Origin of the sequence: Facklamia sp. P12955 (assembly GCF_050409565.1) — a bacterium.
Classification (GTDB): domain Bacteria; phylum Bacillota; class Bacilli; order Lactobacillales; family Aerococcaceae; genus Facklamia.
In genome coordinates this window covers 1-22,376 of record NZ_JBNUPF010000006.1, presented here as the reverse complement: position 1 = coordinate 22,376, position 22,376 = coordinate 1, and the positions used below count along the sequence as shown (strand labels likewise).

General features: G+C 36.5%; 22 protein-coding genes, 1 tRNA gene, 1 pseudogene and 1 other annotated feature. Of the genes and pseudogenes, 9 read left to right on the top strand and 15 right to left on the bottom strand.

The window, feature by feature from the left end:
* Positions 1 to 22: 22 nt before the first annotated feature.
* Both ACQV2G_RS02510 and ACQV2G_RS02505 read left to right on the top strand, forming a co-directional pair.
* Positions 23 to 1,579 carry an ABC transporter substrate-binding protein/permease gene (locus ACQV2G_RS02510; protein WP_428873140.1) on the top strand — a complete coding sequence of 519 codons (1,557 nt, stop codon included), beginning with the start codon at positions 23 to 25 and terminating at the stop codon, positions 1,577 to 1,579.
* A gap of 20 nt (positions 1,580 to 1,599) precedes the next feature.
* Positions 1,600 to 2,331, top strand: coding sequence for an amino acid ABC transporter ATP-binding protein (locus ACQV2G_RS02505; RefSeq protein WP_428876065.1), 732 nt, complete (start codon positions 1,600 to 1,602; stop codon positions 2,329 to 2,331).
* 76 nt (positions 2,332 to 2,407) lie between these two features.
* Here the strand turns inward: ACQV2G_RS02505 and pcp are convergent, their stop codons facing one another.
* From pcp to ACQV2G_RS02455, 10 genes and pseudogenes are all read right to left on the bottom strand, one after another.
* Positions 2,408 to 3,055 (bottom strand): pyroglutamyl-peptidase I, encoded by a 648-nt coding sequence (pcp, locus tag ACQV2G_RS02500; RefSeq protein ID WP_428873138.1) that lies wholly within the window; start codon positions 3,053 to 3,055, stop codon positions 2,408 to 2,410.
* 32 nt (positions 3,056 to 3,087) lie between these two features.
* The gene (locus ACQV2G_RS02495) at positions 3,088 to 3,993 is read right to left on the bottom strand and encodes a DUF979 domain-containing protein (RefSeq protein WP_428873165.1); all 906 of its coding nucleotides are present in this window, start codon (positions 3,991 to 3,993) and stop codon (positions 3,088 to 3,090) included.
* 83 nt (positions 3,994 to 4,076) lie between these two features.
* Entirely contained in the window at positions 4,077 to 4,760 is a 684-nt protein-coding gene (locus ACQV2G_RS02490; protein ID WP_428873137.1) for a DUF969 domain-containing protein, read from the bottom strand.
* 141 nt (positions 4,761 to 4,901) lie between these two features.
* On the bottom strand, positions 4,902 to 6,074 hold the full coding sequence (locus tag ACQV2G_RS02485) for a zinc-ribbon domain-containing protein (protein ID WP_428876063.1): 1,173 nt from the start codon (positions 6,072 to 6,074) through the stop codon (positions 4,902 to 4,904).
* 94 nt (positions 6,075 to 6,168) lie between these two features.
* Positions 6,169 to 7,434: a transcription termination factor Rho gene (gene rho / locus ACQV2G_RS02480; RefSeq protein WP_428873135.1), complete on the bottom strand. Its 1,266-nt coding sequence runs from the start codon at positions 7,432 to 7,434 to the stop codon at positions 6,169 to 6,171.
* A gap of 14 nt (positions 7,435 to 7,448) precedes the next feature.
* A complete protein-coding gene (locus ACQV2G_RS02475) occupies positions 7,449 to 8,708 on the bottom strand; it encodes a UDP-N-acetylglucosamine 1-carboxyvinyltransferase (RefSeq protein WP_428873134.1) in 1,260 nt (419 codons plus the stop codon).
* Between the two features lie 32 nt (positions 8,709 to 8,740).
* Complete coding sequence (locus ACQV2G_RS02470) at positions 8,741 to 9,586, bottom strand: hypothetical protein (protein ID WP_428876062.1); 846 nt, start codon at positions 9,584 to 9,586, stop codon at positions 8,741 to 8,743.
* Positions 9,587 to 10,145: 559 nt separating this feature from the next.
* A pseudogene (rpoE, locus tag ACQV2G_RS02465) lies at positions 10,146 to 10,409 on the bottom strand (DNA-directed RNA polymerase subunit delta); the annotation flags it as partial.
* 38 nt (positions 10,410 to 10,447) lie between these two features.
* Positions 10,448 to 10,870: a DUF1934 domain-containing protein gene (locus ACQV2G_RS02460; protein ID WP_428876060.1), complete on the bottom strand. Its 423-nt coding sequence runs from the start codon at positions 10,868 to 10,870 to the stop codon at positions 10,448 to 10,450.
* Between the two features lie 31 nt (positions 10,871 to 10,901).
* Positions 10,902 to 10,974: transfer RNA gene (locus ACQV2G_RS02455), tRNA-Arg, on the bottom strand.
* A gap of 116 nt (positions 10,975 to 11,090) precedes the next feature.
* Here ACQV2G_RS02455 and ACQV2G_RS02450 point away from each other — a divergent pair.
* From ACQV2G_RS02450 to ACQV2G_RS02440, 3 genes are read left to right on the top strand one after another with little or no spacing between them, the layout of a single operon-like run.
* The gene (locus ACQV2G_RS02450) at positions 11,091 to 11,951 is read left to right on the top strand and encodes a lipoate--protein ligase family protein (protein ID WP_428876058.1); all 861 of its coding nucleotides are present in this window, start codon (positions 11,091 to 11,093) and stop codon (positions 11,949 to 11,951) included.
* Positions 11,952 to 11,974: 23 nt separating this feature from the next.
* Positions 11,975 to 13,378, top strand: coding sequence for an HD domain-containing protein (locus ACQV2G_RS02445; RefSeq protein ID WP_428873130.1), 1,404 nt, complete (start codon positions 11,975 to 11,977; stop codon positions 13,376 to 13,378).
* A gap of 11 nt (positions 13,379 to 13,389) precedes the next feature.
* Positions 13,390 to 13,794, top strand: a complete 405-nt coding sequence (locus ACQV2G_RS02440; RefSeq protein ID WP_428873129.1) for a bis(5'-nucleosyl)-tetraphosphatase — start codon at positions 13,390 to 13,392, stop codon at positions 13,792 to 13,794.
* 70 nt (positions 13,795 to 13,864) lie between these two features.
* On the opposite strand, the gene ACQV2G_RS02435 is transcribed toward ACQV2G_RS02440, so the two are convergent.
* The 5 genes from ACQV2G_RS02435 to ACQV2G_RS02415 form a co-directional block, all read right to left on the bottom strand.
* Complete coding sequence (locus ACQV2G_RS02435) at positions 13,865 to 14,602, bottom strand: DUF3021 family protein (RefSeq protein ID WP_428873128.1); 738 nt, start codon at positions 14,600 to 14,602, stop codon at positions 13,865 to 13,867.
* Between the two features lie 125 nt (positions 14,603 to 14,727).
* Positions 14,728 to 15,555, bottom strand: coding sequence for a MetQ/NlpA family ABC transporter substrate-binding protein (locus ACQV2G_RS02430; protein WP_428873127.1), 828 nt, complete (start codon positions 15,553 to 15,555; stop codon positions 14,728 to 14,730).
* 15 nt (positions 15,556 to 15,570) lie between these two features.
* Entirely contained in the window at positions 15,571 to 16,287 is a 717-nt protein-coding gene (locus ACQV2G_RS02425; protein ID WP_428873164.1) for a methionine ABC transporter permease, read from the bottom strand.
* 20 nt (positions 16,288 to 16,307) lie between these two features.
* Positions 16,308 to 17,363 (bottom strand): methionine ABC transporter ATP-binding protein, encoded by a 1,056-nt coding sequence (locus ACQV2G_RS02420; RefSeq protein WP_428873126.1) that lies wholly within the window; start codon positions 17,361 to 17,363, stop codon positions 16,308 to 16,310.
* Between the two features lie 41 nt (positions 17,364 to 17,404).
* Positions 17,405 to 17,663: a binding site (T-box leader), on the bottom strand.
* Between the two features lie 176 nt (positions 17,664 to 17,839).
* Positions 17,840 to 18,607: an NADPH-dependent oxidoreductase gene (locus ACQV2G_RS02415; RefSeq protein WP_428873125.1), complete on the bottom strand. Its 768-nt coding sequence runs from the start codon at positions 18,605 to 18,607 to the stop codon at positions 17,840 to 17,842.
* 80 nt (positions 18,608 to 18,687) lie between these two features.
* Between ACQV2G_RS02415 and ACQV2G_RS02410 the strand changes: the two genes are divergently transcribed.
* The 4 genes from ACQV2G_RS02410 (at position 18,688) to ACQV2G_RS02395 (ending at position 22,234) form a co-directional block, all read left to right on the top strand.
* A complete protein-coding gene (locus ACQV2G_RS02410) occupies positions 18,688 to 19,815 on the top strand; it encodes an NAD(P)/FAD-dependent oxidoreductase (RefSeq protein ID WP_428876056.1) in 1,128 nt (375 codons plus the stop codon).
* An 86-nt stretch (positions 19,816 to 19,901) separates the two neighbouring features.
* On the top strand, positions 19,902 to 20,276 hold the full coding sequence (gene mscL / locus ACQV2G_RS02405; RefSeq protein ID WP_428873123.1) for a large conductance mechanosensitive channel protein MscL: 375 nt from the start codon (positions 19,902 to 19,904) through the stop codon (positions 20,274 to 20,276).
* Between the two features lie 128 nt (positions 20,277 to 20,404).
* Positions 20,405 to 21,508, top strand: coding sequence for an ABC transporter ATP-binding protein (locus ACQV2G_RS02400; RefSeq protein WP_428876054.1), 1,104 nt, complete (start codon positions 20,405 to 20,407; stop codon positions 21,506 to 21,508).
* A gap of 45 nt (positions 21,509 to 21,553) precedes the next feature.
* Positions 21,554 to 22,234, top strand: a complete 681-nt coding sequence (locus tag ACQV2G_RS02395) for a PucR family transcriptional regulator (RefSeq protein WP_428876052.1) — start codon at positions 21,554 to 21,556, stop codon at positions 22,232 to 22,234.
* Positions 22,235 to 22,376 lie beyond the last annotated feature (142 nt).

Sequence of the window (22,376 nt, the reverse complement as noted above, 5' to 3'; positions counted from 1 at the left end):
CTATTGTGCTTAGGAGAATTCCATGAAAAATCTTTATAAATTGATCTTTACTTTACTGCTTATTTCCATAAGTTTAATTTTAACTCATCCTTCCATATTAGCTAAACAAGAGTATACGATTGGAACTTCCGGTCAGACCAAACCACTCAACTATTTTGATGATAAGGGTCAATTAGTAGGAATTGAAATTGAAATCCTGCAAGAAATTGATCGACGTAATGAAGATATTGAGTTCAAATTTGAAATTACTGAGTTTTCTTCCCTCTTCGCAGGACTGGATTCTGGTCAGTTCGATCTAGTCGCCAATAATTTGGGTGAAAATCCCGAACGGCGTGAAAAATTTTTATTTTCCCTCTACCCATATGTCATCACTCACAATGTATTAATTACAGCTAATGATAGTAGGGAAGGCCTCACCATTGAACAAATGGCAGGCAAATCTTTTGGTGTCGTTCCTTCTTCCCCGCAATCTATCTACCTAGAAGCTTGGAATGAGACTCACCCTGATAAGGCAGTTGTTATCCAATATGCAGAGTCTGACCCAGCCTCTTTAATACGTGATGTTTATAACGGTCGAATCGACGCGACTATTTACGCCACAACCTATCTAAAGGATGTTGAGGATACTTACGGCATCCAATTAAAAATGCATCCGATAGCTAACGAAGAAGAAATTAGAATTCCTGGCTCTTATTTTATTTTCCGCAAAGATGAAGTTGAATTGCGGCAAGTGGTTGATCGAACCCTACAAGCTATGCGACAAGATGGTAGTCTGAGTGAAATTTCACTGAAATATTTAGGTCAAGATGATACTCTGCTAAATGAAACAATTATTCAGCGCAATCAGAGCTTTGAATCCCAAAGACTTAAAGAACAAACAAACAGTCAACTTATTTCATTAAATGCCATTAAAATCGCTTTCCCACGGATTCTTGAAAAACTTCCGATTACCTTATTAATTACTCTTATTGCTGGGATAATCGGCTTAATACTTGGATTTATTTTAGCTATCATCAAACTCAAAAAGATCAAAGGTCTAAGGGGGTTCGTCAATCTTTTTGTTTCTTTTATGCGTGGAACCCCCTTGCTTGTTCAGCTATTTCTTGCTTATTACGGCTTACCCATCTTTCTACAATGGCTTAATCGATCAATTGGTACTGATTGGGATGTGAATCAAGTCCCTGCCATTCTTTACGCTTTCTTAGCCATGGGACTAAATGAATCTGCCTATAACTCTGAAACGATTCGCTCAGCCATTCTTTCTGTCGATCATAAGGAGATTGAAGCTGCCTATTCTATTGGCTTAAATGCTAGTCAAACCATGTGGAGAATTATCTTACCTTCAGCTATGATTAATGCCATACCTAACCTAGGAAACAGTCTTATTCGCTTATTAAAAGGGACATCCCTAGCCTTTACCATTACGGTCGTTGATATGATGGGTCAAGCCAAAATAACTGCTGGCTCTAATTTACGCTTTTTTGAAGCTTATATTGCTATTTCATTGATATACTGGCTCTTATGCATTCTATTAGAATGGTTGATTAAAAAACTGGAAAGCTATTACCAAGTGGGCTGATTTTTAGAAAGGAACTTAAAATGTTAGAACTAAATCATTGGTCAAAGTCATTTCAAAATAAAAAAGCTATTCAAGATATCCATTTAAAAGTTGAGGCTGGACAAGTCCTGACTATTATCGGACCCTCTGGATCGGGTAAATCGACTCTACTACGAACAATTAACTTTATTGAACCTGCTGACGAGGGAACTATTCGTTTGGATCAGTTAACACTGAATGTTGAAACGGTCTCTCAAACTGATGTTCTTAACCTCCGTAGACAAACAGCTATGGTATTTCAAAATTATGCATTGTTTTCTAAAAAGACTGCGCTGGAGAATGTGATGGAACATCTTTTAATGGTGAAAAAACTTTCTAAATCTCAAGCAAAGGAAAGGGCCATCCCCTTCCTACATCAAGTTGGTATGGGGGACCATCTAGATGACTACCCTCACCAGCTATCAGGCGGACAACAGCAAAGAGTTGGAATTGCTAGGGCTTTAGCGATTGAGCCCAAAGTTATCCTATTAGATGAACCCACTTCTGCTTTGGACCCTGAACTGGTTGGAGGCGTTTTAGACCTTATTCAAAAAATTGCCCACCAGCATATGTCCTTAATCCTTGTAACTCACGAAATGAAATTTGCCCAACAAGTATCAGACCGAGTCGTATTTTTAGACAAAGGTATCCTTTTAGAAGAAGGAAGCAGCTACGATGTTTTTAATAATCCACGACATCAACGAACACAAGCTTTTATTGAAAGTATTTCCTAAATAAATAACGCTCTCTTTGATGGATTAATCCCCATCAAAGAGAGTGCTGTTTTAATTTCTTTTTTTAATTCTAAGATTAATGAGTAGCGCCACCAACAGCTTTGATATCTTCTTTTTCATTATACTCAACAATCGCTTCAATTGCTTTTTCAATTCCCTTAGCAATATCCTTCAATGACATTGAAGGAACGTTTGGCTTATCAACCACTTGTTGGGTCATAAAAGGAATATGCATAAAGCCTGCTTTAGTATTCGGCATCTCTTTTGCCGCAAAATAAAGTGACTGATACATAATATGATTACAAACGAAAGTCCCAGCAGTATTCGAAACGCTTGCGGGTAGACCGGCTTTACGAATAGCTTCTACCATTGCTTTAACCGGTAAGCTAGCAAAATACGCAGGTTCTCCGTCTTTTTGAATAGAAACGTCAATCGGTTGATTGCCTTCATTATCTGGGATACGCGCATCATCTTGGTTAATGGCCACACGCTCAGGTGTTAACTCCGCACGCCCCCCTGCTTGACCGATGTTTAAAATAACATCCGGTTTTACTTCCAAGGCTTTTTCACGAACAACTTCCGCTGATTTATGAAAAACAGTCGGTATTTCTAATTTTATGATTTCTGCTCCTGCAATCTCATCAGGCAACATTCTTACTGCTTCAATGGCTGGATTTACGTCTTCGCCACCAAAGGGATCAAAGCCTGTTACTAAAATTTTCATCAAATTCCTCCCTATTCACTTCTATTTTACAATTAAAAAGCAAAGAAATACATTAATACAATATGGACTACAATCATTACCACTGCAACTGGAATCTGCTGTTTAATGACGCCATACTCATTCTTCATTTGTAATAGAGCTGCTGGCAAAGCATTAAAATTTCCAGCCATCGGCGTTATCAAAGTTCCACAATAACCAGCAGTCATGGCTAAGGCTCCTGCCACAAAAGGATCTGCCCCTAAGGCAAATACAAAAGGTATTCCTATTCCTGCAGTAATAACGGTGAAGGCTGCGAAAGCATTGCCCATAATGGCAGTGAAGATTACCATTCCCATTACGTAAGCAACCACTCCAAAGAAACGGCTATCAGCAGGAACGACGCCACCAATCAAACTGGCAATGACATCACCAACACCTGCCGCTGTAAAGACTGCTCCTAAAGCGGCTAGTAGCTGAGGTAAAATACCTGTAGTAGAAACTTGTTGTACCATTCGACTATTTTCATCAAGAAACTCATAGGGTTTAGCTTTTGAAACGATGAACACTATAACGGTGGCTAAAACTGCACCCATTGCGATCCCGACTACATTAAAGCTTTGAATCGTAAATCCAATAATTAAAGCCACTATCCCAAGTGTTAATACAGGGATAAAGATTTTATTACCGACTCTTTCAGAACGAGCTTCTGCTTTATCTTCATCAACTATTGGTAAAGTTCCCACTTTAACTTGTTTAAAGAGTGATAAAGCACCCATGACACAGATGATAATTCCGATAATCATAGGGGGGATAAATTGTCCACCTAAAAAAGTGAGACCAGATAAACCCCAAAACATGGCTGTTCCAACTCGATTAGGATTCGTTTCGTCTGTAAAAGCTCGCCATGCCGTGTGGAGAAGTTGCAAACCAATAAGAATAAAAGTGATTTCCAAAAGCATTGGCACATAAGGTTCAAGTGCGGCATTTAAGCTTTCAAGGAAAGTTATCGCTAGAAACCCAGCATAATTACTTAAGAGCTGCATTATTTAACCTCCCCTTTATGATGACGTCTAATTTTGACATCCAATAATAAGTTGTAAACGACCACTACAATTAAAGCAATGATAGCAATTGGCATTGAAGCAACGGCTACATTAGCCGTCGTTCCTTCATAACCTAACTCTTTTAAAGTCCCAGCAATCAAGAGGACTCCAGCTGAACCTATGAAAGTATTTTGTCCAAAAAAGTTTCCGAAGTTCTCATTAGCCGCCGCACGCCCTTTAATCAATTCGGTTTCTTCTTCATTAAGATCGTCGCCTACTTTTAACTTAGTTGCTGCTTCACCCATTGGGTAGATTAATGGACGCACAAATTGTGGGTGTCCTCCCAAACGAATTGATAAAAATCCTGCAATTATACGAATCAACATATAAAGAGAGTATAGCCAACCAGTGGTTAACCCCTTTAGTTTTCCAATCAGTTTAACAGCTTGCTGTTTCAAACCATAAGCTTCTGATAATCCAATCATTGGTAAAGATAAAAAGAATAAAGATACAACTCGCTGTTTAGTATAAGTTTCTCCCAAAATTGTGAAAAATTCAGCCAGGGAAATCCCTGAAACTAAAGCTGTAGCTAATCCTGCCAGTATAACAGTTGCTAAGGTATCTAGCTTAAAATAAAAACCAAGAACGATAATAATAATTCCAATTAATTTAATCCATTCCATAAGTAACCTCCTTTTTTATGTTAGATTCTAATAGTACCATAGAGCTAACTCTATAACAAGTTCGTTTTATTGTTATAATCTTTTGCTAATATGGATAGTTTATTTATTGAAAAAGAAGGCTTCAAAACGAGCCTTCTTTTTTTATTTTAACTCTGCTTGTTGGATCTGCGCTTTGAGGTTTTGATCTTGGGAATAGTCTAAAGTGGTTTTTGTTTTATTGACTAGTTTGACTGGAATGGTTTCTGTCTGTAATTCGTGGCCATTATAATTAGCCTTTAAGCTCACTTCAAAAATTTGACCAACAAAGCCTGACAATTGAATCTGATTCTGTGAATACTCCTGACCATCAATATTAAATGAAATTACTTGAAAAGGTAGATCAGGTCTTACTCCTAATAGAGCTTTATCCACCATTAAAGTGTTTGTCACTGGTACTAAGGACAGCTTATGTCGGAGTGTTTCTAATTGACTATAATCTAAATCAAACCAAACCTCTTCGGTTTTTCCTTGATAAGTATATTGAATCATCACATTTTGTATTCGAGGCTCAATTAAAATGCCTCCTTTTGAGTTAATAGACTGAGTAGTTTGGTCTTCACTCAATATTTTTAGGTCACGATATTCATTAGAAAGAGAGAGTTGGACTGGTAAGGGATAAAGATTAATCGCATATTTAGGAAATATCAACAGGAAGCTTCCCGTTTTTTCTGTTTTCGCCAACTTACTTCCTTGCCATTCAATACCTGTTGATAAATTACCATTTAGCAATAATTGTGGAAAATCAATATCAGCTTCTTGATAATGTTCAATTGTTCGTTTGACATCTAAATCTGTCCAGGGCGCTTCAGTAATAGGTGTTTTTACTACCGCTGCTGCCTTTAAATAATCTTTCTTTTTAATAGCCTTAGTGAATTGCTCTTCAACTGCTGCTTTAGAAAAATTTAAGCGATAAATCATGACAAAACTAATTACTCCTAAAAAAATCAGGCTAAAACCAACAAACTTTTTCCAATCAAAGCCTTCTCGCTTAGTTAGTACCCTGTGGTCTTTATGATCTAATTGTGTAGTCTCAGATTTATTATCCACCTGGTCTGTTGACAAGTTTCTTTCATCTTGTCCATGATATAAATCCATTCTACTTTGGGACAGAACAGAATCTTTTGGACTCTTTTCATTTTCTAATAGATTTACTCTTCCATCAAAGGATGCACTATCATTTTCTTTATATAAATGATCATTGTTTAACGGCAAGCCACACTCTGAGCAATATTTAGCATCTGGCAGATTTTCATAACCACAATTCAAACATTTCATAAGTATTCTCCTTCTTAATATATTCAACCAAATCTATAAGAAATATATATTTTTCTCAAAAAAGAACCCCTCACTTAGTAAGGGTATTTCTTATTTATTTACTTGAAAGTTTGGATAACTGTGCAAAAAAGTCTTGATTATTATCTGTCTGACGCATTAATTGTATTAATTGTTCGGTATATTCTAAACCGTTAGAAGTCATTAAATTGCGCAAGTCCCAGATTTGACTTAAATAGTTTTCCTCAATTAATAATTCTTCTTTACGGGTAGAAGATTTTTTAATATCAATAGCTGGGAAGATACGTCTTTGGCCTAATTCTCTGGACAAATGAAGTTCCATATTGCCCGTGCCTTTAAACTCTTCATAAATAATGTCATCCATTCTTGATCCAGTATCTACTAGAGCAGTAGCTAAAATCGTTAAAGACCCGCCATTTTCAATGTTTCTAGCTGAACCAAAGAACCGCTTAGGAAAATAAAAAGCTGCAGGATCGAACCCTCCGCTCAATGTTCTTCCACTCGGTCGCACCACCAAATTATAAGCTCGTGCTAACCGTGTGATTGAATCCAAAAGGACAACAACATCTTGTCCATCTTCCACCAAGCGACGTGCATGAGAAAGTAGTAAATCTGCCAAACGCACATGGTTTTGCGGTCTTTCATCAAAAGTTGATGAGACAACCTCTGCCTTGACTGAACGCTCAATATCAGTTACCTCCTCAGGACGCTCATCAATTAAGAGAATAAAGAGTTTACTATCAGGATAATTACTGGCAATCCCTCGCGCTATCTCTTTTATAATAGTTGTTTTACCAGCCTTAGGTGGTGCGACAATCAATCCCCTTTGACCGAACCCAATTGGTGCAATCACATCAATCAGGCGGTTTGATAAAACATTTTGTTTATATTCCAATTTTATCTGCCGGTCTGGATAAATGGGTGTTAGACTGGCAAAAGCATCTCGATTAAGCGTTTCTTCAGGATCTCTCCCATTGACGCTCGATATCTGCATCAAACCATAATAACGTTCTGAGTCCTTAGGCGGTCGAGCAGGTCCTCCTACTCGATCACCATTTCTCAAGGAAAACCGGCGGATTTGTGAATCTGAAATATAAACATCTTCCCTACTAGGAGAGAAATTAATCGGACGAATAAAGGCTAGGCCTTCATCATTAGGAATATCTAAGATACCTTCCACTTGGAAAAAACCTTGCTTTTCCTTTTGTGTTCGCATCACAGCTAAAGCTAATTCTTTTTTAGACAGTTGACTAAAATCAGGGATTTTTAATTCCCTAGCATAAGCATATAAGTCTTTTACTTCTTTATTTAATAAATTCTCTAAGGAAAATGCATCACTCACTGGGTACTTCCTTTCTATTCATCCTCAACCATTTGGATATCAGCTCCGACTTCTTGCAGTTTTTCAACAATATTTGAATAACCTCTTAAGATATTATCAACACCTGTAATCTCTGTTTGACCCTCTGCCATTAAACCAGCAATAACTAAACAGGCTCCTGCTCTTAAGTCACTGGCACGAACTGGAGCACCAGTCAATTTAGCCGGGCCCTCCACACGAATAATATCGCCATCCACCTTAATATTAGCTCCCATACGATTTAATTCAGGAATATGCTTAACTCTTTGAGGGTATATGGTATCCGTAATCGTTCCCTTTCCATTTGCTTTAATTAATACAGAAGTTAATGGCTGCTGTAGATCCGTTGCAAATCCTGGATAAGGTTGGGTTTTTAATGAAACCATTTTTAAATCATCCGAGCGATGAACGAGAATACTATCTTCTCCAATTTCCATCTTAGCACCCATCTCATTTAGTTTGGCGATAAAACTTTCAATATGCTCAAAAATTACATTATTAATTTTAATTTCATTTCCCATTGCTACTGCAACTGAAATATAGGTTCCTGCCTCAATTCGATCGGGAATAATTGTATGAGTGGTTCCTTTTAGACGGTCGACACCTTCGATTCGTATAACTGAAGTTCCAGCTCCACGAATTTTTGCCCCCATTTTATTTAATAGAGTCACTAAATCAATAATTTCTGGTTCACGTGCGGCATTCTCAATAATCGTCTTCCCCTCAGCTCTAACTGAGGCTAAAATAGTGTTGATAGTTGCTCCAACTGAAACCACGTCCATATAGATTCGGTTTCCATTAAGCCCTTCGGGAGTTGAGAGGGTAATTACCCCGTATTCATCCTCAACCACCGCACCCAAAGCTCGGAAGGCTTTTACGTGCTGATCAATTGGACGAGGTCCTAAAAAACAACCTCCGGGTAACCCTATTACGCCCTCCCCAAATTTTGATAAGGTTGCTCCCATAAAGTAATAAGAAGCTCGCAAACTCTGAATTTTACCTGTTGGCATAGGGATTGACTGCATATGAGAAGGGTCAATTTTTAATATATTATTTTCAAAAGAAGTCTTGACGTGGAACTCATCCAAAATTTCAAGTAGAGAGTGGACATCTTGAATATCTGGCACTCCTTCTAAGATAACCTCCGAATCGGCTAAAATGGCTGCTGGAATTAAGGCAACGGTAGAATTTTTTGCTCCATTAATATTAATTTCACCATTTAGTGCTTTGCCTCCACGGATGATCAATTTTTTCATAGATAATGACTCCTTTTTATCAAGATTAGTCGTTATTTCGACATTTTCGTATAATTTTTTTCTAATTCTTTTTCAATAGCGGCTTGAATACTAGCTAAGCCTTGCCACTGCTGAGGATCTCTTAACCCTGCAGCATTTATCATATTAATAATTTGCTGATGAACTTCCTTAGCTTCAATTTTTAGACGATGTTTTAACCAAGCATCATCTACATAGATTAATTCATGGGCCACAATATTTCTCGCATATTTTTCAATATGTCGTATTTGAACAGCTAACTTTAAAATTTTCGGGTCTTTTACATAGTCTTCTACTAACTTTAATAAGTGACTAGAAGAAACATAGTGCGAATAATTAAAATGTTTCCCATAGTAGCGTTCCCAAGTTCTATTAATTTTGCCATTTTTATCAGCTTCGATTAAAGACTGGTTCCACTGTAAACCGCGATAAATAGGGATCCCTTCATCAGTTTCTTTCATTACCTCAACCAAATAACGTTCAAGATCGGGGAATACCGTGTTTTCTAAAGTTAGCCTTAATACATCTACCAATAAAGGTGTAATTGCTCTTAAATAATCATCATATTCTTTAATTTCCAATTTAATGGCTAAGCCTTGAATATAAGAATAGACACGACGCTCTAAAAGACTAGGCTTTGTAAGATAGTCCATTTCAACTTGCCCAGATAATTCTTCGATCGTTTTCAAATCTGTATGAATATAAGCATGACCTAATTGCAAGAGTTTAGATAATTCTTGACTTTCCCAAGAAGAATTGTCTTCTAAAAATTTGAGCATTGTTTGATAATGCTGATGATAAAGTAACTGTTTCAGCAAAGCAAATTGAGTCTGATTATTGTGAATACTATTATGTGACAATGAATCCACATCCTAATTTCTTATAATATAGGCGTATTTTATCATATTGAAGCTTAAATTTCGAACGAAGCAGCAAATTGTCATCAAATCGTGATAGCATTAAAATAGATTTTTTAACTTAGCTAACTACAATTATCTTATCTGGAATAAAAAGGAGACCCATTCAAATGAACCGGTCTCTCTAACTTTTTTATTTTTAGTCTTCTTCTAATTCTTCTAAATCATCGTCCTCTTCGTCAAAATCTTCATCTTCATCGAGGTCGATTTCTTCGTCACCTAATTCAGATAAATCCGTTGCATACTCATTCAGCTCTTCATCTTCATCTGGCTCATCTTCCTCAACGTCAGCAACTAGGATTTCGATTGGTTCATCTTCTTCGTCCTCTTCGTCTTCTTCATCTTCGTCTTCATCATAAACATACCCATCATCGCTATCTTCAGGGTCATCATCATTGTAATCAATCATATCTTCTTCATTGTCAGCGAAAGCATTCACTTTTCCTGACTTCTTCTTACGGCGTTTTGAAGCTTCTTCTTCAGAAGAAGTAATGATTTCCTCATCAATTTCATCCACTGCATACCATGATCTTAATCCCCAACGGTTGTCACCTACTGAGATAAAACGCCCATCAATATTTAAATCTGTATAAAAGCGAATCATTTTGGCTTCAATAAACTCATCTGAAACTTTTAGATAGCTTTGTATATCTAAAAGCAGTTGAGTAAAATCAATAGCCTCACCATTTTCTTCTAAAATAGCATATGCCACTTCAATTAACGATAATTCTTCCTTTATTTGGCCTTCAAATTTCTTTAATTCCATTTTTATCCTCCTTAAAATTCTCACTAGGAATTGCTAATTTATGATGTAAATTTCAATTGATAGAAATATTCACCTAGTGATTGATCGTTCGTATGCATTTGATAGTGAATTTGTATCATTTGACCGTCAGCTGTCTTACTATAGTCAATTCTATGCGTTTTGATTTCTAATAATAAGATACCTTGATCACTTTCATATAGAGTGGTGGTTGCGTGATTTATATTAAAAACTAAAGTCTGCTTTCCTTGATCTACCTTCACTTTGTTAATCTTTTGTTTTGAATCATCCAGTTGCCATTTTACTTCAATTTTTCTTTCTAATTGATCATGATAAATTAGTTTTTGATAGGTAGAAAGAATATAAGTATGACCTTGACAGGAGTGCTCCCATCGGTCTGAATGTTTCGTTTGTGCATAATTTATTTTTTGCTCGACATAAACATCGACTGCTTGTTTTTCCATCTTTCTCCTCTCATCCTTATGTCGTCTCTGATACACCAGGACGGACTCGAACCATCATCTTTCGCTTAGGAGGCGAGTGCTCTATCCAGCTGAGCTACTGGTGCTTAATTGATTAATAAGTAGTTTTACTTTAAAGCTTTCATGTTATTATAAAACAAAATTTGCTATAATCAAAGTGTTAATAGCCTTTACAATTTAACAATTTGAGGAGTATTCGTCAATGACTGATTCAAATCTATTATCTATTCTATCACAACATAAATGGTTAGTTTTTCAAGAACAAGAAAACCCACTGAAAGATCAAAGAGATGTAGCCTTAGCTTATCAAGATAGTTTTCTTAGATATCTCCTACAAAAAAATGACCTTCAAAAAAAAGATAAAGCTTATGGTATTTTTCATTTTTATCCTATTTTTAAACCGAGTGTCTTCTTAGGAGCTAAAGATAAACTTTTAAAAAACTTACCCAAGGGTGTTAGCTATTTAAAAGAAGCAGGCTATCAAGTATCTGTAAGACCACATGGTGGATTGGGAGTGGTTGAAGATGCAGGCATCCTAAATTTTGCAATTGTAACAGACAATCGTTCAATCAACTTATCAATTGACCAAGCTTTTAGCTTTTCCATTGCAGTAATTCAAGCGACTTTAAATCATTACGGTTTAACAGTAGAGGCTTATGAAATTGCTGATTCTTACTGTCCAGGTAAATATGATGTGGTCATTAACCAAAAAAAGGTAGGCGGAATTGCACAGCGTCGCTATAAAGATGCTGTTACTACTGCTGCTTATATTGGTATCAATGGTAACCAATTTGCTCGTGGCCAACTAATGAAGCAATTTTACTCACTTAGTCAATCCGATCAACGCTTTCCTACTATTGAACCTCGTTCTATGTCAACGCTATCTGAAATTCTTGGCCAAGATCTTTCCTTATCTGATTATCAAAAACATTTTATAAACTACCTCTCTCAAAAAACAGCGATTGATCAAGGAAATTATAAAGACCCTGAATTAATTTCTATCTATCAACCGCTATTTGAAAAAGCCTATCAACGTAGTCAAAAAATTCAACCACTTACATAGAAAAGTCTAAAGGAGTGAAATAGGTGTCTGAATTCCAAAATATTATTGCCAATCAAAAACTTGAGCGTGAAAAAGTTTTCCGTGATCCTGTTCATGATTATATTCATATTCGTGACCGTATCATCATTGATTTAATTGACACCAGAGAGTTTCAACGCTTGCGCCGCATCAAACAATTAGGAACTTCTTCTTATACTTTTCACGGTGCAGAACACTCTCGTTTTAACCATTCGCTAGGTGTTTACGAAATTACCCGTCGCATTATCAGCCAATTTGACCGTAATTATCGCTCTAAAACGGATGGCGATGGGTTATGGAATAATGATGAACGAATGGTTGCTATTTGCGCAGCCCTTTTACATGATATTGGACATGGTCCTTTCTCACATACTTTTGAAGCTATTTTTAATACTGACCATGAGGCCTTAACTCAATTAATTATCACTTCTAAGCAAACGGAAGTTAACCAAGTTTTAAGAAGATTAGGTGATGACTTCCCTGAAAAGGTAGCGTCCGTCATCAATAAAACCTATCCTAATCAACAAGTTGTTCAATTAATCTCCAGTCAAATTGATGCCGACCGTATGGATTATTTAAGAAGAGATGCCTTTTATGCAGGGGTATCCTATGGTGAATTTGACTTAACTCGCATTTCGCGTGTCATCCGACCGTTTGATAAAAGAATCGTTTTTGATTTTTCTGGTATGCATGCGGTAGAAGATTATATTATGAGTCGCTATCAAATGTATATGCAAGTTTATTTCCACCCAGTTTCTAGAGGAATGGAACAAGTCCTCAAGGGACTTTTAGCTCGTGCTAAAGATTGTTATCTTGAACGTGACAACTGTCAAAAAATTGAGGCTCCTATCCACTTACTCGAACCTTTTTTAAAAAACAATTGGACCCTTGATGATTATCTCAAGTTAGATGATCATATAATGAACGCTTATTTTATCCAATGGGCAGATGAAAAAGATCCCATTCTTGCTGATTTGGCCTACCGTTTTATTAATCGTAAGCCTTTTAAATCAGTCATTACAAATGACAATGAAAGAGAAGAGCTACGTACTGCCATCTTCAATGAATTAAGTAAAGTCGGATTTGACCCTAACTATTATATTAATGAAGATTCCAGCTTTGACCTTCCTTACGATTATTATCGACCTTATCACTCAAGTCAAAAAGTACAAATTGACTTAGTCACTAAAACCAATCAAGTTGTCGAACTTTCTCAAGTTTCAAGTTTAGTTCATTCCTTAACAGGTCAAGTCAGAGGAGACCATCGTATTTTCTTTCCTAGAGAGTTTATTGCTGATTTATACAATTTGCCTCAAGAAAGTCTCACTGATAGTCAAAAGAAAATTTTAGATGCTTATACCAATGAACGCCACGATGTTACCCACAATATTCAAGAACGCTTATTCTAGAAAGGAAATCTATGAAAAAAGAAAAATCATGTGGAGCAGTTATCTACTATAAAGATAATCAAGACTTTCTTTTTCTCCTCATCCAACATGAAAATGGTGGCCACTGGGCATTTCCTAAAGGACATATTGAAAAAGGTGAAACGGAAGAAGAAACAGCCCTTCGAGAAATTAAAGAGGAAACAGGTCTCGAAGTTGAATTGAATAATCAATTCAGAGAGACTACTCTCTTTTCTCCTAAAAAAGATGTTATGAAAGAAGTCGTCTATTTTATAGCAAAGACAAACTCAAATAAAGTCACTCGTCAATTAGAAGAAGTGAGTCAATTCATATGGCTTCCTTACCAAGAAGCTCTAGATAAAATTACTTATTCGAATGATAAAGACTTATTAGTCAAAGCTCAGAACTTTCTTCATTAAGAAAACCCATTAACCTATGAAGCGGTGAGATAAACACTGCTCATAGTTAATGGGTTAATCTTTTTTCATTTTAAATCTTTTCTTGGTCTTCTGACTTATTGAGAGTTTCATAGCTTTCGTCTGACTTTACCTCTTCTTCCAGAACGAGATCCCCTTCTAGATCTGTGTTAACAGCAACAACTTCTTCTGCTTCATCAGAAGGCTCAACTACTTCATAAGTTTCAACTTCCTCAAATTGGTTGGGCTCTGTTACCTCAAAATCCATTGGCTCGGCAACTTCAACTTCCTTTGTTTGTCTTGGGTCAATGTCTTTTGCTTCCTCTTTTACAAAGTCGGCTTTATGAGTGTCTTTTTCTTTTGATACCGACTCTTGATGAAGGACTTCACCTGTCCTAGGATCAAAATCCGACCTCGGAGCCACTTTATCAGTGACCTCAGGCTCAATAGTAGCTTGCGGTTTTTGACGCTTGTTCATTAGATAGTGATAGCCAAAATAAACAAACAAACATAAAACAGATAAGATAAGTATTCCTGCAAGAACCTTATCCCAATCGACTTGCATCCAACCATTGAATAAAGCAACAGCAATTATCACTAAGGCTGAAGCCCCAATATGACTCGCTAACTTTTGACCAAAAGTTAGTGATTTTGTGTAATAGATTAGGAACAATAGACCTAAAATAATTCCTAAAATTACAATGGATAAGAAAGTATAAATTTGAGGTCCTCCCAAACTGGTTAATAATCCATAAGTTAGTAAAGTAACTAATAAACCATATTGCACAAATGATCCGGCACGCTTGAACATTGAAATTCCTCCTCTATGTCTGTACTGATGGTTCAATTATACCATATTTGAGACAATAAGCCGTCTGAACGAATTGTATTTTTATACAGTCGAAAAACAATGCTCAACATGTCGTATCACTATTATTACCAAGCAGGTTGATCCGAACCCTTTGAAACTTCTTCTATTTTTTTAGCTGTTTGTTCACTTTGATAAAGTTCTACAATTTTTAAAAATAGTGGGTTTTTACTATCTTCCTTACGACTAGCAATAATATTTTTATATGAATCTGGTAGCTTTTCAATATCCGCCGCATCGTTAAAAATAACGAGATCTTCTTCGAGTTCTGCATCATTGGCAAAATTATTATTAATAACCGCAGCCGCTACATCGGGTAAAGCCGACACTAATTGTGCAGCATCTAATTCTTCAAACTTTAAATTCAATTCATTTTTGGTGATATCACTTACTTCAGCTAACACACCCGCTTCATCATCCACTTCAATCACACCTGCTTGTTCAAGTGCTAGTAAAGCACGCCCCCCATTTGTCGCATCATTTGGAATAGCAATCTTATCTCCTTCTTTTAATTGATCGAGAGAATCAATTTTTTCAGAGTAAACTTTCAAAGGTGCAACATATGTATAACCTATCGATACTAAATCTCCGTCATTAGCTTGGTTCCAATCATTTAAAAACTCAACATGCTGGAAGGCGTTTAAATCAATCGACCCATCAGACAAAGATATATTTGGCTGAACATAGTCATTGAATAGAACCAGTTTGATTTTTATTCCTTCCTCCTCTTCTGCAATATCAGCAACACTTTGCCAAACATCTTCTTCATATTCTGAAGCGACACCCACTGAAACACTCTGACCTGAAAAATCTTCTTTATCTTCAGCGAAGACATTATTGAGAGTAACCCCCCCTAATAAAGAACCCACTAATAATACTTTTAAAAATTTTTTCATCATAATTCTCCTTTTCTAATACTTTCTTTTATGTTTTTCTGCCTTTCGAATCAACCAATTAAATAGCAATTGACTGATCAAAACAATTAATAAAATCAATAAGGTTGCTACTATGACAACGTCAAAACGACTTCTTTGATAGCCTCTAGCGATCGCAACGGTTCCTAAACCACCTCCAGCTACTACACCCGCCATAGCTGTCAAGCCAATAACATTAATAACAGTCGAAGCAGATACTCTTAATAAAGATCCTAAGCCCTCTCGAATATAGACACGCCATATGATGTCCCACGGTGAAGACCCCATGGCCTGAGCCGCTTCAACAATCCCTTCATCTACCTCTAACAAAGCAATCTCCACCTGCCTAGCAAAGAAGGGAATCGTTCCTACAATGATAGGAATGGCAGCCGCCGTCGGGCCAATGGAAGTATTTACAAGCATACGTGTAAAAGGGACTAATAAAGCCAAAAGAATAATAAAAGGAATGGATCTAAAAATATTAATAAAACTGTCTAAGACTTGATAAATCCATTGGTTTTTTAAAATACCTTTTGGTCCTGTTACAACAATAACTACGCCAAGCATTAAACCTAATAAACCTGCAAAAAGGATGGTCAGTATCAGCATATATAAGGTTTCGATAGTTGCAACAATAAATTCGTCGAGAATGGGCCAAGCATTGGGTAACCATTTTTCTAAAAAAGATGATAAATTGGGGAATTGGTCATTAATAAAGGAATATACATTTACTTCTAATTCATCCACTTAACACCCTCCCTATCGGTTAAAATCTCGACATTTACTTTATGTTTTTCCAGAAAGACTAAAGCTCGTTCCCAATCTTGCGACTTTGATTCAACCGTGACAACAAGATTACCTACAAATGATCCTCTTAAAGCTTCAATATTACCATATAAAATATTACAATGTACCTGATAGTCTCTGGCTAACTGTGCAATAAAGGGCTCCGTCACCTCTTGACCGACAAAGGATAAGCGAGCGATGAAATAATCTTCTGAAGAGTTAGCTCCTCGCATTTCTTTAAGCACTAATTCATAGTCCCAATCAAAGTGGGTAGCCATATTTATAAACTCTTGCGTCAATGGGTTTTGAGGTTGGGTAAACATTTCGACAATGCCATTCTCTTCAATCACTTGCCCTTCAGCCATTACAGCCACTCGATGACAGAGGTTTTTAACAACATTCATATCGTGAGTAATCATTATAATCGATAAGCCCAATTCTTGATTTAACTGCCTTAGCAAATCAAGAATAGAATGTGTGGTTTTAGGATCCAAAGCAGAGGTTGCCTCGTCACACAATAAAATTGAAGGGTCTGTAGCTAAGGCTCTAGCAATCGCTACTCTTTGCTTCTGCCCACCTGATAACTGTTCAGGATAGGCTTGAGCTTTATCTAATATGCCAACCATTTCTAACAAAGCAGACACTTTCGCTTCTTTTTCAGCAGTAGATAATTTTAAATCTTTAAGTGGGAAAGCAACATTCTCTGCCACCGTTCTTGAATTCATCAAATTAAAGTGCTGAAAGATCATCCCTATCTTCTTGCGAGATTTTCTCAATTCAGACGCTGACAGTTGCATCAAATCAACTCCATTTATTATCACTTGCCCGCTAGAAGGTCTTTGTAAAAGATTGATTGTTCGAACTAAAGTGGATTTGCCGGCACCAGAATAACCCACAATGCCAAAGATTTCCCCCGCTTGTATCTGTAAGCTTACACCTGAAACCGCTTGGATTTTTTTATTTTCTTTTTCAAAAGTGACAGATACATTTTTTAATTCAATCAAGTATTCACTCCTTTCAATAAAACACAAAAAACTCTCCTCCAATAAAGGACGAGAGTTAATACTTCGTGGTACCACCTTAATTTGTAACCTCATCACTAAGGTTACCTCTGCCAGTACGCAAGTGAGTATCACTTGTTATACTGAGGCTTACTAACGGTTGCAGCCGTTTATCCTTATTGCTATGCATTCAGGATAACCACTCCATGGCCATTTTCAATCGCTTCCTACTGCTTGATTTCACCCTACTCAAGCTCTCTTTAAAATAGTCTGACGATCTACTTTCCACATCTACGTGTTTCATTCGATTTGTTAGAAGTATTCTAATCAAAAAAAACAATCCTGTCAACCATTAATCTACAAAAAATTTTTATTGAAGGATAACTACCTTAGCAATAAGCATATAGCTAGTTATATTTAAGGAATCGCTAGATTAAATCCCTCACTCTTTTCTCATCAAAAATATTATTTTCTAATTTTTAATAATCCATTCCATCTTCTAGCATTACATTAAAGCCTTGTTTACTAACAACTTGCATTAACTGGGCTCTTTTCTTTTCGCCAATAGCAATTTTATTTTTAACTTGATTAGTAAAGCTATCCACTCTTTGATTGCTATTTCTAGTGTCATAGTATTGTGTCATTTCCTTGTCATAGTCTGCCAACATTTGAAGATAATCTGGATTTGCGCGATAATAATTTTCAGATAATTTAAATTCGATTGGCATTCGTGGTTTCAATGGGGGTTGATCGTCCGGATAGCCATATCCAACCCCTACTAAAGGAAAAGTCAAGTCAGGTAGTTTTAATAGTTCAATGACTCTAGCTGAATCGTTTAAAATCGATCCAAAATAAACCGTTCCTAATCCTAAAGATTCAGCAGCGATCACTAAGCTTTGAGCTTGAATATAAACATCAGCCACTCCCTGAAAGAAATAATCCATTGAGCGATATTTTTCTCCTTGATAGCCTTTAGCCTTAGCTATTTCAGCATTGCGATGCCAATCCACAAGAAAAATCAATAGTTCAGGCACCTCGGCAAGATAGGCTTGTTTTGCAACCTTGGCTAATTCTTCGCGTAAAATACGATCAGTAATACGGACAACTGAAACGGCCTGCAACCCATTAGAAGTCGGACTGGCATTCATAGTTTCCATTAGTTGCTGACGAGTTTCCACTGCAACTGGGCGATCTTTATAAAAGCGAATACTACGGTGATTTTGAATCTGTCTGAGTGTTTCTTCCATAAAAAGGTCTCCTTTTAATTTGATGTCTCTAATTTAGCATTTACTGATTTTAATTTCTATTAATGAAAGGTAGGATATTTTTGAAAAAACATTTTCCTTTTATCATTGTTGGCGGTGGTATTGTTGGATCGACAGCTGCCTATTATCTGACTCGTTCTGGCTATCCAGTAATTCTTCTCGATAAAGAAGTTGGTCAAGCCAGCCAGGCGGCGGCTGGAATTATTTGTCCTTGGTTTTCCAAAAGAAGAAATAAAAAATGGTATCACCTTGTCGTTCATGGTGCAGAATTCTACCGTCAATTTATTCAAGATTTAACTGAAGACGGATTTGATGCTTCCAGTCTTTTTAAGGAAACTGGGACTTTGATTCTACGTAAAAATGAAAAAGACTTACACAGAGATCTTGAAAACGCAGATTCAAAAAGAGAGCAATCTCCTTCTATCGGAAAAGTTTCAACACTAACACAAGAAGCAATTCATGATTTGTTTCCTCTTATTGATAGCCCTTGGCCTGGCTCTTTAATTAAAGGGGGTGGCCGAGTAGATGGGCAGGCATTGGTTGCTTTATTACATAAAGCGATTCTAACAAAAGGGGGGAAAATAGTTAAAAAAGAAGTTCAGTTGCTTAAAGAAGGAAAGAGCTTTTTGATTCAGTCTGATCAAGACTCATTTACTGCAGATCAGGTCCTTTTGGCAGCAGGACCCGCTGTCAAAGAACTTCTAAGCTCCTTGCGGTTTGATTGTAACTTGCGCCCTCAAAAAGGCCAGCTATTTTCTATCTACCACCCACAATGGGTCGATAACAACTGGCCTGTTATTATGTCACCGGGTGGCATTGATATCCTTCCCTTTGATAATGGTGAGATAGTAATTGGCGCAAGTCATGAAGATGACCAAGCAAAAGACTTAACCATTAATCCCCTGGTTATCAAAGAGCTAAAAACAAAGGCTGAGCAAATTTTTCCGGATGTTTTTAACTATCCTCTTTATCGAGTAAAAGTAGGTACTCGAGCCTTCACTGACAATGGCGATATCTTAATCGGATCCATCCCTGATTTATCCAATCTATGGACAATTTCTGGCTTAGGGTCTTCCGGCTTAACAAGTGGACCCTATCTAGCTTATCAATGGGTCCATAAAATCATCAATAATTATTGGGATCTTCCCGAAGAAATTATTTCCAGTCACCAACTTGTTCATAAAATATAGCAAATGAAAAATTTCAACATTGATTTATTTCGAATTCATGGTACTCTATAAGTATTAAATGAATTGTTACGGAGGAATTAATTTTTATGTGGAAAGAATTTAAAGGTTTTATTGCAAATAAAAATGTTGTTACTATGGCAACTGGGATTATTTTAGGGTCAGCTTTTACAGCAATTGTTACTTCTTTAGTCGATAATATTTTTATGCCACTCATTATAGCCATTACAGGTCAAGCAGATGTTTCAGGTCTTGTTCTGACAGTTGGTAAGACTGAAATTGTTTATGGAGCATTTATCCAAGCAATTATTAATTTTCTTTTAATTGGTAGCTTCTTATTTATCACACTTAAAGCTTTAGAAAAAGCACAAAATAAAAAAATTATTTCTCCAGAAGAAGAGCCAGCAAGCCCTTCAGAAGTCGAACTATTACAAGATATACTCTCAGAATTAAAAAGTAAATAATTAATTAGTTTTAATACCCAGACAAGCCCAGCTTTTCTGGGATTTCCCTTTTCTTGTGCACATTGCCTATCGTATAATCCACAAATTTCAGTTAAGCTAGAATTATTATGTAAGAAAGAAGGATTAAAATGGTTGAAATAAACTTAAAGTCGATTAATAAAAGATATGAAGGCGCAAAAACCAATTCAGTAACTGATTTTAATTTAGATATAGCTGATCAAGAGTTCATCGTCTTTGTTGGACCTTCCGGCTGTGGAAAATCAACCACCTTAAGAATGATTGCTGGTTTAGAAGAAATAACAGCAGGCGAACTGATTATAGATGGTAAATTGATGAACGACGTAGCACCTAAGGATCGAAACATCGCTATGGTCTTTCAAAATTATGCCCTTTACCCGCACATGACTGTCTACGACAACATGGCTTTTGGTTTAAAGCTGCGTAAGTATGATAAAAGTGAAATTACTCGACGTGTCAATCATGCCGCTGACTTACTCGGCTTAACTGAATTTTTAAACCGCAAACCAGCCGCTCTGTCCGGTGGTCAAAGACAAAGAGTCGCTTTAGGTCGAGCGATTGTTCGTGATGCCAAAGTCTTTTTAATGGATGAGCCTTTATCAAATCTTGACGCTAAATTGCGCGTACAAATGCGGGCAGAAATTGCCAAACTGCATCAGCAATTAAAAACAACTACTATCTATGTAACCCATGACCAAACTGAAGCTATGACAATGGCCAGTCGAATCGTTATTATGAAAGACGGCTATATTCAACAAATAGGTAGCCCTCAGGAAGTTTATAATAAACCCAATAATGTTTTTGTGGCAAGCTTTATCGGCTCACCAGCTATGAACTTCTTTACTGTTACTATTGAAAGTAATACCTTAACCAATAATCAAGGTATTAACTTGCCATTAAGCCCTCATCACAAAAAGTTGTTATCAGATAAGGGTTATTTAGGAAAAGAAATTATTCTTGGCATTCGTCCGGAAGATATTCACGCGGAAACAAGCATTGTTGCGAAATCTAAAGACTCGCTTGTTAATGCTAAGATTTCTGTCGCAGAGTTGCTGGGGTCCGAATCCATGCTGTATCTAACGATTGGATCAGATGAGTTCATTGCTAGAGTAAACGCACAAGAAGTATATACTCCAGGAGAATCCATTGAATTAGCCTTCGATATGGAAAAAATTCATTTCTTCGATAAAGAAAGCGAAAAAGTTATTCGCTAAATTAAGTATAATCTTTAAACCGTTTATTTACGAGGAGGTCTTACAATGAAAGCAAAAGGAGTCATTCAAATTCCTCACTCTCTTCTTGATTTAGAAGGCTCTCATAAAGAAGGTTATTGTCTGTTTCATATCTTTTTTGAGCATTTGCAAACAGACTTTGATCAATCCTTGTGGTTATCTACTCTCAGATCAAGCAGTCAAAACATTATTGATTATATAAAACGAAATTCACATCACTTTGTTTATGTCATCCACAATTCTTTTTGGGCTAACCAAGGATCCCAAATGATGGAAGGAATTCTAAAAATGCTTAATGATGATTTTGGACAATCAGCGCTTGTCATCATAGGGTCTCCTTATACTGGTATAGAAAGTGTTGAAGATCAAATTTCTTTTGACGTGGCTCAGATAGAAAGTCATCAGAGGTTACTTAAGAAAAACACCATTAATCGCATGAGCCATTTGCTTTTACAACAAGTTGGTAAGAACTTACAAGAAAGTCATCTCGCCCAATTTGCTAACTATGGTCAAACGATTTCAGATGATCAAGATCGTGCGTTGATACGCCAACTCTTTCTAAATGGGGGGAATATTAGTAAAACCGCCCAGGATTTGTACTTACATCGCAACACGCTTAATTATCGAATTGACCGTTTAAATAAGTCAAGCGGCTTGAATTTACGCTTAATATCAGACTTGACTCTCTTATATTTACTGATTTGCTAATTTGAATAACCGATTATTTTAAACACATTACACATGAAAAGCCCAGTTACTGGAAGTAATTGGGCTCAGACTGTAGACAAAGTCCTTTAAATCACCAACCTATGGTGATTTAGAGGGCTTTTTGATATATAATAAAAAGAAA

What these genes read in the sequence shown, in the direction of transcription:
- ACQV2G_RS02510 (WP_428873140.1), top strand. Translation starts at nt 23, where the DNA reads ATGAAAAATCTTTATAAATTGATCTTTACTTTACTGCTTATTTCCATA.
- ACQV2G_RS02505 (WP_428876065.1), top strand. Translation starts at nt 1,600, where the DNA reads ATGTTAGAACTAAATCATTGGTCAAAGTCATTTCAAAATAAAAAAGCT.
- pcp (WP_428873138.1), bottom strand. Translation starts at nt 3,055, where the DNA reads ATGAAAATTTTAGTAACAGGCTTTGATCCCTTTGGTGGCGAAGACGTA.
- ACQV2G_RS02495 (WP_428873165.1), bottom strand. Translation starts at nt 3,993, where the DNA reads ATGCTTTTGGAAATCACTTTTATTCTTATTGGTTTGCAACTTCTCCAC.
- ACQV2G_RS02490 (WP_428873137.1), bottom strand. Translation starts at nt 4,760, where the DNA reads ATGGAATGGATTAAATTAATTGGAATTATTATTATCGTTCTTGGTTTT.
- ACQV2G_RS02485 (WP_428876063.1), bottom strand. Translation starts at nt 6,074, where the DNA reads ATGAAATGTTTGAATTGTGGTTATGAAAATCTGCCAGATGCTAAATAT.
- ACQV2G_RS02475 (WP_428873134.1), bottom strand. Translation starts at nt 8,708, where the DNA reads ATGAAAAAATTGATCATCCGTGGAGGCAAAGCACTAAATGGTGAAATT.
- ACQV2G_RS02460 (WP_428876060.1), bottom strand. Translation starts at nt 10,870, where the DNA reads ATGGAAAAACAAGCAGTCGATGTTTATGTCGAGCAAAAAATAAATTAT.
- ACQV2G_RS02450 (WP_428876058.1), top strand. Translation starts at nt 11,091, where the DNA reads ATGACTGATTCAAATCTATTATCTATTCTATCACAACATAAATGGTTA.
- ACQV2G_RS02440 (WP_428873129.1), top strand. Translation starts at nt 13,390, where the DNA reads ATGAAAAAAGAAAAATCATGTGGAGCAGTTATCTACTATAAAGATAAT.
- ACQV2G_RS02435 (WP_428873128.1), bottom strand. Translation starts at nt 14,602, where the DNA reads ATGTTCAAGCGTGCCGGATCATTTGTGCAATATGGTTTATTAGTTACT.
- ACQV2G_RS02430 (WP_428873127.1), bottom strand. Translation starts at nt 15,555, where the DNA reads ATGAAAAAATTTTTAAAAGTATTATTAGTGGGTTCTTTATTAGGGGGG.
- ACQV2G_RS02415 (WP_428873125.1), bottom strand. Translation starts at nt 18,607, where the DNA reads ATGGAAGAAACACTCAGACAGATTCAAAATCACCGTAGTATTCGCTTT.
- mscL (WP_428873123.1), top strand. Translation starts at nt 19,902, where the DNA reads ATGTGGAAAGAATTTAAAGGTTTTATTGCAAATAAAAATGTTGTTACT.
- ACQV2G_RS02400 (WP_428876054.1), top strand. Translation starts at nt 20,405, where the DNA reads ATGGTTGAAATAAACTTAAAGTCGATTAATAAAAGATATGAAGGCGCA.
- ACQV2G_RS02395 (WP_428876052.1), top strand. Translation starts at nt 21,554, where the DNA reads ATGAAAGCAAAAGGAGTCATTCAAATTCCTCACTCTCTTCTTGATTTA.